Genomic DNA, 12,529 nt, shown 5'->3' on the forward strand with positions numbered 1-12,529 from the left:
CATCGCTGTGTCGCGATGCCACCGCGGCACGTCCAAATTGTGGCGGCGCGATAACGGACGGCGCGCGCCGGTCTTGAAACGTGATCGCGCGGATGAACGGCGTCACTACGGGACGGAGGTCAGCCGGAGAGGAATTCGGCAATCGCGGGAATGTCCCGCCGCGTCATGAACTCTTTCGCCGGCCCCTGCAACAGAATCTGCCCCTCGTCGATGAAGATCGCATGGTCGGCGAGCCGGCCCACCTCATCGGGATCGTGGGTGACGATCAAGACGGTATTGCCGGTTTCGCGATGCAGGGCGAGAAGGAGGTTCGCCATCGAAAGCCGCAATCCGGGGTCGAGTGCGGCAAAGGGTTCGTCCAGCAGCAATACCGGCTTCCTGCGGACGAGTGCGCGTGCGAAGGCGGCCCTCTGCCTTTCGCCGCCGGAAAGCGTCGACGGCATGCGTTTTTCAAAGCCGCGGAGATCGACCCGGCCCAGCGCGCCGGAGATCGCCTCCCTGTCGTCCGCCGTGAGCCTCAGCGACGGGCTGATGCCGAGACCGATATTGGTAAACAGGTCGAGATGCGCAAAGAGGTTGTTTTCCTGGAAGATCAGGGAAACGGGTCGCTCGGACGGATGCCTGTCCGTCACATCCTCACCAGCGATTACGATATGCCCCTTGTCCGGTGTCTCGAAGCCCGCGATGAGATTGAGGAAGGTCGATTTTCCCGAGCCGGAAGGGCCGGTAACCGCGGTTACCGCACCGGCAGGCAAGGCACAGTCGAACCGGAAGCTCTTGTTTCCGAGCCCGATCTCGACCTTTTCCAGCACGATGCCGTCAGTCATGTCCTGCCCTCCGTTGTCCCGTCGCGCCCAGCATCGTCAGCGCCAGGCAGATCAGGCCTAGGATAAGCGCCAGCCCATCCGCATCATTGGTCCGATAGCTGGATAGCCGGCTATAGACAAGCCAGGGCAGGGTGGTGAGGTCGCTGGAGCCGAACAGGGCCACGGCACCGAGATCGCCGAGGGAAAGAGCCATGGCGAAGGAGAGGGCGGTGAGGAGCGGTCTTGCCAGAACCGGCAGGTCGATCTTCCGGAGCCTGGCGAGGCCGGAAATCCCAAGACTTGCGGCCAGTCTTCCGGTTTGCCGGCGATGGGCCTCGACTGCCGGCGCCAGGACGCGCATGACGAAGGGCAGGGCCATCAGCATGTTGATCAAGGCCACCAGTGCCGGCGCAAATCGCGCAACATCGCCGAACGATCTCAGCACCAGAAACCAGCCTGTGCCGAGCACGACCGGAGGCACCAGCAGTACCAGCGAGGACGTGCCACCGAGCAGGGCGGAAAATCCCCTGGCGGTTCTGCCGGGCCGTTTCATGTCGATGACCGTCGCCTGCGCTGCGATGATCGCCAGCGATGCCAGCACGGCCATCGAGCCGGCCGCAAGCGCTATCGCAAAGCTGGTCCATGCGGCGCGAAGGAAGAGGGGGCTTGCGGCAAGAGCCCAGAGATCGGCCCGCAGCCCGGCCAGAACGATGGACGAGAGCGGCAGGATCAGGAAAGCCGTGGCTGCCGCAATGGCGAATGCGTCCCAAAGCCGTGCCGGGAAGGCGCGGCCGTCGAAGCGGCGGGTTGGCCGGCCAGCCGTCAAGACCGCGTCATCGGGTGCCGGAAAGAGCGCCATTGCGATCAGGATCATCGCCGTGATGCCGATCTGCAGGAGCGAGAGCGCGATGGCGCGCGGCGGGTCGAAGTCGAAACGCAGCGACTGGTAGATCGCCACTTCGAGCGTGGTCGCCGCGGGACCACCTCCCAGCACAAGCACGAGCGTGAAGCTTGTTGCGCAGAGCATGAAGATCAGCCCGGCTATGCCGGGGATGACGCCCCGCGCCGCCGGCCACTCGACAAAACGGAAGACCGAAAGCGATTTCATGCCGAGGCCCGAGGAGAGAAGCCAGTATTCCGCAGGCAGGCGTTCCAGGGCGGCGAGCAGGAGCCGCGCGGCAAGCGGCAGGTTGAAGAAGACATGCGCCAGCAGGATGCCTGAAAGGCCGTAGATGCTGACCGGCTGTTCGAGGCCCAGTTTCAACAGCAGGCTGTTGATAAAGCCCTGCCGGCCCCATATGCCGATCAATCCGAGCGCCCCGATCAGCACCGGCAGGCCCATCGGCAGCGCCATCAGCCGGATGATCCACAGCCTGCCGGGAAAGCCCGGCCGCCGTGCGAGCGCCAGCGCAACGGGAAGCGCAAAGACAACCGACAGCAGCGTGGAAAGCAACGCCTGCCACAGGGTGAATTGCAGGACACGCCAGGTATAGGCGGTGAAGAACCGGCTGCCCGCGCCACCGGCATCCCAGGACAGCAGCGCGCAGGCGGCGACGCCAACGAAGAGGGTTATGCCGGTCAGGCTCAGGAGGCCCCCGGCGATTCCCCATCTTCGTTCGGTTCGTGTCAGCATGCGTTCAGTTCATGCTCATGGCTGTCAGCCATTCGTCGATCCAGAGCTGGCGGTTCTTCGCCACCTCATCCGAGCCCATCAGGAACGTTTTCCCCGGCTGGACCAGCTTGTCGAACGCGTCCGGCAGGGGCGCGGACGTCTTCGAAGCCGGCATCATCCAGTTCGTGGTGGGGATGATTTCCTGGAAAGCCGGGGAGATCATGAATTTCAGGAATTGTTTTGCCAGGTCCTTGTCGTCGGCGCCTTTCAGCATGCCGGCGACCTCGATCTGGATATAATGGCCTTCGGAGAAGGCGGCAGCCTGGTAACGGTCCGTTTTTTCCTCGACCATGTGATAGGCGGGTGAGGTCGTGTAGGAAAAGACCATGGGTACCTCGCCTTTGGCGAACAGGCCGTATGCCTCAGACCAGCCGGGGGTGACCGTCAGCACGCGCTTCCTGAGCTTTGCCCAGGCTTCCGGCGCCTTGTCGCCATAGACGGATTTCATCCAGAGGATCAGTCCGAGGCCGGGCGTCGAGGTGCGCGGGTCTTCGATCGCGATCTTCTGCGACGGGTCGCCTTCCACCAGTTCCTTCAGGCTCCTCGGCGGGGTCTTTATGGCCCTGGTGTCGTAGACGACTGCAAAATGACCGTAGTCATAGGGAATGAAGGTGTCGTCGGTGTAGTTGCCCGGTACCTTGACGGCGGCTGTATCGAGGCCATGCGGTTCGAACAGGCCGGTCGCCTTGGCTTCGGAGATGAGGTTGGTGTCGAGGCCGAGCGCGATATCGGCATCGGTCTTCGGGCCTTCCAGCTTCAGGCGGGTGAGCAGCGCCACGCCATCGGCGACGCCGATGAAGTTCACCTTGCAGCCGCATGTCTTCTCGAAAGCTTCCTTGACCTTGGGGCCGGGACCCCAGTCGGAAATGAAGCTCTCATAGGTGTAGACGGTGAGGGTTTTTTCCTGCGCCCCGGCGGGCACGGACATGGAAAGTGCGGCCGCAGCCGCGAACATCGAAACAATGAGCCTGCGCATCAGCGCCTCCTTTGGTCGTTGCAAGAGGAATAGGCGCTGATGAGGAGCCGTCTAATCCCTCCGCCGGTCTTAACCGGATCAGGTTCCGCGGGTTGGCAAAAGCCTCTCAGCCACGCGAAACCGCGTGGCACCCCGTTAGAGCGGACCAGATGTAGCGGCGGCGGGATTGGCTTGCAAGTGGGCGACGCCGCGAGGGCGAGGCGCCGAAAATTGGAAGCGATTTCCGGCACCTCCTGGAGATTCCGGTGTGGATCAGCCTGCGCTCATGTCCATGTACATGATTTCCCAGACATGTCCGTCCGGGTCCTGGAAGCTGCAGCCGTACATCGGACCCATCTCGATATTCGGTTTCCACTCTCCGCCGCCCGCGCCCAGGGCCTTGGCCTTGAAGTCGTCGACTTCCTGGCGGCTTCCGGCGGAGAGGCAGTTCAGAACCTCCTTCACCCGCCGGGCGTCGGCGATGTCGCCGTTGATGAAGTCCCTGAACTTCTCGTGTTCGAGCAGCATGACGTAGATCTGCTCGCTGACGATCATGCAACTCGCCGTCTCGTCGGAAAAGTTCGGGTTCCTGGTGAAACCGAGTGACGTGTAGAAGCGGGTCGCAACGTCGATATCGGCCACGGGCAGGTTCACAAAAATCATTCGCATGCCGGTCTCCTCTCCATTTGCCATACGCGCATGATCGCGCGTTCTATCCAAGGACGAAGAAGGAAGCGTGAAACCGACACGCAGACGGAAATTTTTCGCTCAATGCGAATTCCGCCGGAAGACCTTGAGTTCGCGCGGTGCGGCCGTCGTGCCGCCGAGACGGTCGGTGACGGCATAGTCGATGGTTCTTTCCACGGCCTCCGGCATGACCGGCTTGGTGAGAACGCCGAGGGAACCTTCCACGCCGTCCTTCAGGTCGTCAGGATTGCCGGTCATGAAGATCACGGTGACGCCGTATCGCCTGGCAAGCTCGCGGCCGATGTCCGGTCCGGTCCTGCCATCGGTCAGATTGACATCGACGATGGCAATATCGGCAAGGGGCGCAAGCTCCAGCGCGTGTTTGCGGGCATTGGCAAGACCCGTGACTTTCAGCCCCATGTTCTCGACGGTTTCGGCGATGTCGAGCGCGATGAGGAATTCATCCTCCACGATCAACACCCGCTGCTTCGCTGCTTCACTGGGCGGCCGACGACGCGGTACATTTGTCAGCATTGGATGTCCCCACACGATTCCCGGTTCTCAATTCCGGCAGGGAGGTCGATCGCCATTCCTGCCATCGGTGCGGACCGAACGGGCAGAGGTACAGGAATGTTCCGTTTCGTGACAAATATTCCGGCTCTAAATGGCTGTTAGAGTTAACAATTCGTTAGCTCAGCCTTCCAGCTCCTCGCGCAGCATTTCCAGTTCGAGCCATTCTTCCTCCATCCTGGTCAGGCTCTCGCGAAGTTTCTCCATTTCGGCGGCAAGTCGGTTGAAGGCGGCCGGGTCCTTGGCGAAGAGATCGGGATCGGCCATCTTCTTCTCCCGGGAAGCGATTTCCGCCTCGGCCTTCGCCATTTCCTTCGGCAGGTTTTCGAGCGCGAATTTCTGCTTGTAGGAGAGTTTTCCCTTGTTTTTCGGCGCCTCGGTCGCGGCGGCGTCGGTCTTCGGCTTTTCCGCCTTCTCCGCTTTGCGCTTCTCTTCCAGGGCGCCTTTCCGCTGGGCGAGCATATCCGTATAGCCGCCGGCATATTCGATCCAGCGGCCGTCCGGCGCCTCTGGATTGGCGGGTGCGATGGTGGAGGTCACGGTGCGGTCGAGGAAGTCGCGGTCGTGGCTGACGAGGATGACGGTGCCGTTGTAGCCGGCGACGATCTCCTGCAGCAGGTCCAGCGTCTCGATGTCGAGGTCGTTGGTCGGTTCGTCGAGGATCAGCAGATTGGAAGGTTTGGCCATGATGCGGGCGAGCATCAGCCGGGCGCGCTCGCCGCCGGACAGGTTCTTGATCGGCGTGCGGATCATCTGTTCCGGCTGGAACAGGAAATCCTTCATGTAGCCCGCGACGTGGCGCTGCTCGCCGTTGACGAGCAAGGTCTCCCCGCGGCCGTCGGTCAGGTAGTGGGACAAGGTGTCTTCCGGATTCAGGTCCTCGCGTTTCTGGTCGAGCGTGGCGATTTCCAGGTTCGTGCCAAGCTTCACCGTGCCGGCGTCGGGAGCGAGCTGGCCGGTCAGCATCTTCAGCAGCGTCGTCTTGCCGGCGCCGTTCGGACCGACAAGGCCGATCCGGTCGCCGCGATGGACGCGGATCGAAAACGGCGCGATGATCTGTCGGTCATAGGCCTTGGTGATGTTTTCCGCCTCGATCACCAGCTTGCCGGATTCCCGCCCCTCGGTGATCTCGGCCTTCACCGTGCCCTGCGGTCCCTTGTGGCCGCGGTAGGAGGCGCGCATGGACTGCAGTTCTCCGAGACGGCGCATGTTGCGCTTACGCCGCGCCGTTACGCCGTAGCGCAGCCAGTGTTCCTCGCGCTCGATCGCCTTGCCGAGCTTGTGCTGCTCCACCTCCTCGGCCTCCAGCACCTCGTCGCGCCATGCCTCGAAATGGGCAAAACCCCTGTCGAGCCGGCGTGAGGTGCCGCGATCGAGCCAGACGGTGGCGGTCGAGACCTTTTCGAGGAAACGCCGGTCGTGCGAGATCAGCACCAATGCGCTCTTCGTCTTGCGCAGCTCGTCTTCCAGCCATTCGATCGTCGGCAGGTCGAGATGGTTGGTCGGCTCGTCGAGCATCAGGATATCCGGCTCGGGGGCCATGACGCGGGCAAGCGCGGCGCGGCGGGATTCACCGCCGGATAGCGTCTTCGGGTCTTCGTGGCCGGTAAGGCCCAGATGTTCCAGCAGATAGGTGACGCGATAGGGGTCGTCGCCGGGGCCAAGGCCGGCTTCCGCATAGGCCTGCACGGTGGAAAAGCCCGCGAAATCCGGCGCCTGCTCGAGATAGCGGATGGTCGCGGCCGGATGCCGGAAAACCTCGCCGGACTGCGGCTCGACCATGCCGGCGGCGATCTTCATCAGCGTCGATTTACCGGAGCCGTTGCGGCCGACGAGGCAGATGCGGTCGCCCGGCTCCACCTGCAGGTTCGCTCCGGCCAGGAGCGGCGCGCCGCCGAAGCTCAGGAAGATGTCGTCAAGCTTTAGGATGGGAGGTGCCATATGGCCTCATGCTCCGGAAAAGTCGTAGGGGCGGGCGAGGATCATGGCCCTGCCGCTTCTTAGATGGATTTCCACCGGTCCTTCCGCAACGTTCGAAACCGTGCGGGAGGAGCCGAAAGGTAGGGAGAAGTTGTCGAGCGGATATCGCGCGCCGATGATGTCCAGCCCTTCCAGGCCGGAGAAGCCGACGACCGAAAAGAGCGAACCTTCGGGCAGATCCAGTGTCCTGGCTCCGGAAAGCAGGGGGATCGCCTCTTCCTCGCCGGATGTCAGCAGAATGTCGAAGCCGCGTTCGGCCAGACTCATGGCATGGATGAGATGCTGCAGCGCGTGGTCGCTGCGCTCGCCGCCGAGCGCGCCAGCGAAAACCAGCCGCGTCGCGCCGCGGTCTATCGCCTCCGACGTGGCGATTTCGCCGTCGGTTTCCGTCTTGGCGGGCGGATAGGTCTGCTGTTTCACGCCCGGCCATTGTCTTGCAAGCTCGGCATCGGTGGAATCGAAATCACCGACCCAGAGTTCCGGCTCGACCCCGAGTGCGGTCGCATGACGGATGCCGCTGTCGGCCGCGATGAAGCGGCTCGCGCTGACGGCCTTTCGCAGGCGTTCGGTGACAATGAGATCGCCGCCGAGCAGGATCGTGAAAGTCGCGTGGGTCATGACACTGCCCATAGCGTAAACCGAGCGGAAAGGGAAAGCCGCTTGCGCTTGCTTCGTCCATATCCAGTCACTAGTTTGCGCGGGGTTTTGAGATCGGGACGAAGACATGCAGTTTCAGGGTACAGCGGATTATATCGCCGACAAGGAGCTGATGGTGGCGGTGAATGCCGCGATCCGGCTTGAACGGCCGCTGCTGGTCAAGGGCGAACCCGGTACGGGCAAGACGGAACTCGCCCGGCAGGTCGCGGCTGCCCTCAGTCTCGATCTCATCGAATGGAACATCAAGTCCACGACCAGGGCGCAGCAGGGGCTTTACGAATATGACGCTGTTTCCCGGCTGCGCGACAGCCAGTTCGGAGACGAACGCGTCCATGACGTCACCAATTACATTCGCCGCGGCAAGCTGTGGCAGGCCTTCGCCTCGGACCGGAAGATCGTGCTGCTGATCGACGAGATCGACAAGGCGGACATCGAATTCCCGAACGACCTCCTGCAGGAGCTGGACCGTATGGAATTCCATGTCTATGAGACCGGCGAGACCGTGAAGGCCACGGTCCGGCCTATCGTCATCATCACATCCAACAACGAGAAGGAACTGCCGGACGCTTTCCTGCGCCGCTGCTTCTTCCACTATATCCGTTTTCCCGATGTCGACACGCTCACCCGTATCGTCGAGGTGCATTATCCCGGCATCAAGCAGGCGCTGGTGCGCAATGCGCTTGCCCAGTTCTACGAGATCCGCGAGATGCCCGGGCTGAAGAAAAAACCGTCCACCTCCGAGGCGCTCGACTGGATCAGGCTTCTCATTTCCGACGACGTGGACCCCGCCGACCTCAGGGGCGATGTGAAGAACGCCCTGCCGAAGCTTCACGGGGCGCTTCTGAAGAACGAGCAGGACGTCCACCTTTTCGAGCGTATGGCATTCATGGCGCGGCGGGAGCGATAGGGAAATTTTGCTCCCATTGACGTCGGGCGTAGCAAGGCGTATTTGAAGATCCGTAATTCCGTGGTGATTTGGCCGGCCGGCTTGCAGCCACGTAAAAAAAGTCGCTAAAGGGCCGCGAGAAGATGACTTCCCACGGGCCGGTCGCGATTTTTTCGCCGCCGGTTTTTGTTTTTGTGGGTTTGGAAATGCCGATCAAGATTCCCGATACGCTGCCCGCATTCAGCACTCTCGTTCAGGAGGGTGTGCGGGTCATGACCGAAACCGCGGCGGTGCGGCAGGACATTCGTCCGCTGCAGATCGGGCTCCTGAACCTCATGCCGAACAAGATCAAGACCGAGATCCAGATGGCGCGGCTTGTCGGCACGACGCCGCTGCAGGTGGAATTTTCGCTGGTGCGCGTCGGCAATCACAAGGCCAAGAACACGTCGGAAGAGCATCTGCTGGCCTTCTACGAGACCTGGGAAGAAGTGAAGCACCGGAAGTTCGACGGTTTCATCATCACCGGCGCTCCGATCGAGACGCTGCCCTATGAAGAAGTCACCTACTGGGACGAAATGCGGAAGATCTTCGACTGGACGTCGACCAACGTTCATTCGACCATGAACGTCTGCTGGGGGGCGATGGCGGCGATCTATCATTTCCACGGCGTGCCGAAATACGAGCTGAAGGAAAAGGCATTCGGAGTCTACCGCCATCGCAATCTTTGCCCTTCATCCGTATATCTCAATGGTTTTTCGGATGATTTTCAGGTGCCGGTATCCCGCTGGACCGAGGTGCGCCGCGCCGATGTCGAGACGGCGCGCGGTCTCGACATCCTGATGGAATCGGATGAGATGGGCCTTTGTCTCGTGCATGAGAAGGTCGGCAAGCGCCTCTACATGTTCAATCATGTGGAGTATGATTCGACCTCGCTGGCGGATGAATATTTCCGGGACGTCAATGCCGGCATTCCCATCAAGCTGCCGCACGATTATTTTCCGCACAACGACGATACGCTGACGCCCTTGAACCGCTGGCGCAGCCATGCGCATCTTCTCTTCGGCAACTGGATCAACGAGATCTACCAGACGACGCCCTACGATCTGGAGAAGATCGGCATGGAGTAAACCGACCGGCGATGTTCATCCCGTTTTTCCTGCAGCTCAGAGAGGCGAAGGTTCCGGTTACCTTGCGGGAATTCCTCGTCCTTCTCGAAGGGCTGGAGCAGGGAATCGTGGATTTCGACGTGGAGGCTTTCTACTTCCTCGCCCGGGCCGCACTGGTGAAGGACGAGAGGTTTATCGACAGGTTCGATCAGGCGTTCTCCTCCCATTTTCGCGGGCTGGAAGCCGTCTCCGAGACTTCCGGTCTCGAAGGGGCGGACATTCCCGAGGAATGGCTTCGCAAGCTTGTCGAAAAGCATCTGACGGAGGCCGAGAAGAAGCTCATCCAGTCGCTCGGCGGTTTTGAGAAGCTCATGGAGACGCTCCGGCAGCGGCTGGCGGAGCAGAAGGGGCGCCACCAGGGCGGTTCGAAATGGATCGGCACCGGCGGGACCTCCCCTTTCGGCGCTTATGGCTATAACCCGGAGGGCGTGCGGATCGGACAGGACGAGTCGCGCCACCGTCGGGCGGTGAAGGTTTGGGACAAGCGGGAATTCAGGGATTTCGACGACAAGGTCGAGCTCGGCACGCGCAATATCAAGCTGGCGCTGAAGCGGCTGCGGCGCTGGGTGCGGGAAGGGGCTGCGGAGGAATTCGACCTGCCGGGCACGATCCGCTCCACCGCGGAGCATGGCTATCTCGATGTTCAGACGCGGCCGGAGCGGCGCAATGCCGTGAAACTTCTCATGTTCTTCGATGTGGGAGGATCGATGGACGATCATATCCGCGTCGTCGAGGAACTGTTCTCGGCGGCGCGTGCCGAGTTCCGGCATATGGAGCATTTCTACTTCCACAACTGTCTCTATGAGGGCGTGTGGAAGGAGAACCGGCGTCGCTCGGGCCGCATGGCGACGCTCGATCTCATCCGCAGCTACGGTGCCGACTATCGCGTGATCTTCGTCGGCGATGCCTCCATGAGCCCCTATGAGATCACCCATGCGGGCGGTTCCGTCGAGCATTGGAACCAGGAGCCCGGCGAAATCTGGATCAGGCGCATGACCGGTCATTTCCGCCGCTGCATCTGGCTCAATCCGGTGCCCGAGGGGCATTGGCGCCACACGACCTCCATCGGATTGATGCGGAAGCTCATGATCGAACAGATGTTTCCGCTGACGCTCGGCGGGTTGGAACAGGCGACGCGTGCGCTCAGCCGCTGACATCGATCTTCCCAGGACTTTTTCTTCTTCGCGACATTGCAGCTTGCGGCCAAATCGCGCAGTTTGCCGCCGAATATATCGGCGGAGGAATTAATCCATGTCGGATCAGGGTTTCGAGGTTTTCGGCACGACGGAGAAGGGCGAACCCGTCTATCGGGTGAAGATCGCCGGTGGCGGATTGACCGCAAACGTCATCACATGGGGCGCGGCGATCCAGGATCTCAGGCTCGACGGCCATCAGCCGCCGCTCGTGCTCGGTTTCGAGACCTTCGATCCCTACCCGGTCCATTCGCCCTATTTCGGCGCGACGCCCGGCCGCTGCGCCAACCGCATCTCCGCAGGCCGCTTCGTTCTCGACGGAAAGCAATACCAGCTCGAAACGAACCAGCCGGGCATCGGCCATCTTCACGGCGGGACCGACGGCATCGGCCGCAGCAACTGGACGATCGTGGAACATGCCGCCGACAAGGTCGTCCTGCGTATCGTCGATCCCGACGGCCGGGCAGGCTATCCCGGAAATTGCACGGTGACGGCCACCTACCACCTCGAGGATGGCGGCGTGCTGTCGGTCGTCTACGAGGCGACGACGGATCAGCCGACGCTCGCCAACATCTGCCAGCATTCCTATTTCAATCTCGACGGGCGCGAGGATGCGCTCGGCCACGACATCATGATCGCAGCCGATCACCTGGTCGATGTCGATGAAAAACAGTTGCCGACCGGCAGGCTGATGGCGGTCGCCGGAACGCCCTTCGACCTGCGCGAAATGGGACCGATGAAGCGGTTCGACGGCGACCGGCAGGTGCTTTTCGACCATAATTACTGCCTGTCGGCCGGGCGCGTGGAAAAGCGGTCCGTCGCGCTGGCGCGCAGCATCTATTCCGGCGTGTCGATGGAGATGCGCACCACCGAACCCGGTGTGCAGCTCTATGCCGCCTTCAAGCTTCAGGAACTTCCGGTTCCCGGCCTCGAAGGACGTCGCTACGGCCCGTTTGCCGGATTCTGCCTGGAAACCCAGGTCTGGCCGGACGCCATCAACCACCCGGGCTTTCCGAATGCTGTTCTGCGCCCCGGCGAGGTTCTGCGTCAGGAAACGGACTACGTTTTCTCAAAACAATAGGGCGTTTCCCGGCTGCGCGATCAGGCGGAAACGAAATCGAGCCCGATATCGAGGGTTGGCGCGCTGTGGGTGATCCAGCCGATCGATAGCAGATCGACGCCGGTCGCCGCGATTTCCGCCGCCGTTTCCGGGGTGATGCCGCCGGAGGCTTCGGTGATCGCCCGGCCGCCGACGATCCCGACCGCCTCACGAAGCTGGTCCGGCCGCATGTTGTCGAGCAGCACCGCGTCGACGCCGGCGTTCATCGCTTCCCGAAGCTGGGCCAGCGTGTCGACCTCCACCTCGATCTTCACCATGTGGCCGACGCCGGCCTTGGCCCGGCGGATGGCTTCCGCGACGCCGCCGGCGATTGCGACGTGATTGTCCTTGATCAGCACGGCGTCGTGGAGAGCGAAGCGATGATTGATGCCTCCGCCGGCGCGGACGGCGTATTTTTCGAGCGCCCGCAGGCCCGGCGTCGTCTTGCGCGTGCAGACGACGGAAGCCTTGCTGCCGGCGACCGCCGCGACGATGCCGGCGGTGACCGTCGCGATGCCGGACAGGTGGCCGAGGAAATTGAGGGCCGTGCGCTCGGCAGTCAGCAGTCCGCGGGACAGGCCTTCGACGGTGGCGATGGTATCGCCCGGCTTCACCGATGCTCCGTCAGGAATGTGGCGGATTACCGTTATCGCGGGATCGACAAGCGCAAAGGCAAGCGCGGCGGCGTCGAGGCCTGCGATCACGCCGGGCTTGCGGGCGGCCATGACAACTTTCGAACGGTGATCTCCGGGTATGACGGCGGTCGAGGTAATGTCTCCGGCCAGGCCGAGGTCTTCCATCAGTGCGGTACGCACGGGTGGTTCAAGGATCAGCCGGGGAAGGGCGGCAAGGATCATG

The 12,529-nt window shown here is 62.2% G+C and carries 12 protein-coding genes and 2 riboswitches; of the genes, 4 read left to right on the forward strand and 8 right to left on the reverse strand.

The annotated features are described in order from the left end of the window. Positions 1–119: 119 nt before the first annotated feature. The 7 genes from ACFFP0_RS12840 to ACFFP0_RS12870 all read right to left on the reverse strand — a co-directional run bounded on the left by ACFFP0_RS12840 (position 120) and on the right by ACFFP0_RS12870 (position 7,288). A complete protein-coding gene (locus ACFFP0_RS12840; protein WP_377261118.1) occupies positions 120–827 on the reverse strand; it encodes a thiamine ABC transporter ATP-binding protein in 708 nt (235 codons plus the stop codon). After that, on the reverse strand, positions 820–2,439 hold the full coding sequence (gene thiP, locus ACFFP0_RS12845) for a thiamine/thiamine pyrophosphate ABC transporter permease ThiP (protein ID WP_377261121.1): 1,620 nt from the start codon (positions 2,437–2,439) through the stop codon (positions 820–822). The genes ACFFP0_RS12840 and thiP overlap by 8 nt, the downstream gene beginning before the upstream one ends. A 4-nt stretch (positions 2,440–2,443) precedes the next feature. Further along, positions 2,444–3,433, reverse strand: a complete 990-nt coding sequence (thiB, locus tag ACFFP0_RS12850; protein ID WP_377261302.1) for a thiamine ABC transporter substrate binding subunit — start codon at positions 3,431–3,433, stop codon at positions 2,444–2,446. A 59-nt stretch (positions 3,434–3,492) separates the two neighbouring features. Continuing rightward, positions 3,493–3,599: riboswitch (TPP riboswitch) on the reverse strand. Positions 3,600–3,706: 107 nt separating this feature from the next. Beyond that, positions 3,707–4,102 (reverse strand): VOC family protein, encoded by a 396-nt coding sequence (locus tag ACFFP0_RS12855; RefSeq protein WP_377261123.1) that lies wholly within the window; start codon positions 4,100–4,102, stop codon positions 3,707–3,709. 99 nt (positions 4,103–4,201) lie between these two features. Further along, positions 4,202–4,654, reverse strand: coding sequence for a response regulator (locus tag ACFFP0_RS12860; RefSeq protein ID WP_377261125.1), 453 nt, complete (start codon positions 4,652–4,654; stop codon positions 4,202–4,204). 159 nt (positions 4,655–4,813) lie between these two features. Then, positions 4,814–6,631, reverse strand: coding sequence for an ABC-F family ATP-binding cassette domain-containing protein (locus tag ACFFP0_RS12865; protein WP_377261128.1), 1,818 nt, complete (start codon positions 6,629–6,631; stop codon positions 4,814–4,816). Positions 6,632–6,637: 6 nt separating this feature from the next. Then, the gene (locus ACFFP0_RS12870; protein WP_377261130.1) at positions 6,638–7,288 is read right to left on the reverse strand and encodes a thiamine diphosphokinase; all 651 of its coding nucleotides are present in this window, start codon (positions 7,286–7,288) and stop codon (positions 6,638–6,640) included. 106 nt (positions 7,289–7,394) lie between these two features. Here ACFFP0_RS12870 and ACFFP0_RS12875 point away from each other — a divergent pair, with 106 nt between their 5' ends. From ACFFP0_RS12875 to ACFFP0_RS12890, 4 genes are all read left to right on the forward strand, one after another. Further along, positions 7,395–8,234: an AAA family ATPase gene (locus ACFFP0_RS12875; RefSeq protein WP_377261132.1), complete on the forward strand. Its 840-nt coding sequence runs from the start codon at positions 7,395–7,397 to the stop codon at positions 8,232–8,234. 50 nt (positions 8,235–8,284) lie between these two features. Then, positions 8,285–8,362, forward strand: a riboswitch (SAM riboswitch). 57 nt (positions 8,363–8,419) lie between these two features. Continuing rightward, positions 8,420–9,340 (forward strand): homoserine O-acetyltransferase MetA, encoded by a 921-nt coding sequence (metA, locus tag ACFFP0_RS12880; RefSeq protein WP_377261134.1) that lies wholly within the window; start codon positions 8,420–8,422, stop codon positions 9,338–9,340. An 11-nt stretch (positions 9,341–9,351) separates the two neighbouring features. Next, positions 9,352–10,533, forward strand: a complete 1,182-nt coding sequence (locus ACFFP0_RS12885; RefSeq protein ID WP_377261136.1) for a vWA domain-containing protein — start codon at positions 9,352–9,354, stop codon at positions 10,531–10,533. A 97-nt stretch (positions 10,534–10,630) separates the two neighbouring features. Then, entirely contained in the window at positions 10,631–11,653 is a 1,023-nt protein-coding gene (locus ACFFP0_RS12890) for an aldose epimerase family protein (protein ID WP_377261138.1), read from the forward strand. A 20-nt stretch (positions 11,654–11,673) separates the two neighbouring features. Here the strand turns inward: ACFFP0_RS12890 and nadC are convergent, their stop codons facing one another. Further along, the gene (gene nadC / locus ACFFP0_RS12895) at positions 11,674–12,528 is read right to left on the reverse strand and encodes a carboxylating nicotinate-nucleotide diphosphorylase (protein WP_377261140.1); all 855 of its coding nucleotides are present in this window, start codon (positions 12,526–12,528) and stop codon (positions 11,674–11,676) included. Between the last annotated feature and the right edge of the window lies 1 nt (position 12,529).

The organism is Neorhizobium puerariae (genome assembly GCF_042429745.1).
Taxonomy (GTDB): Bacteria; Pseudomonadota; Alphaproteobacteria; order Rhizobiales; family Rhizobiaceae; genus Neorhizobium; species Neorhizobium puerariae.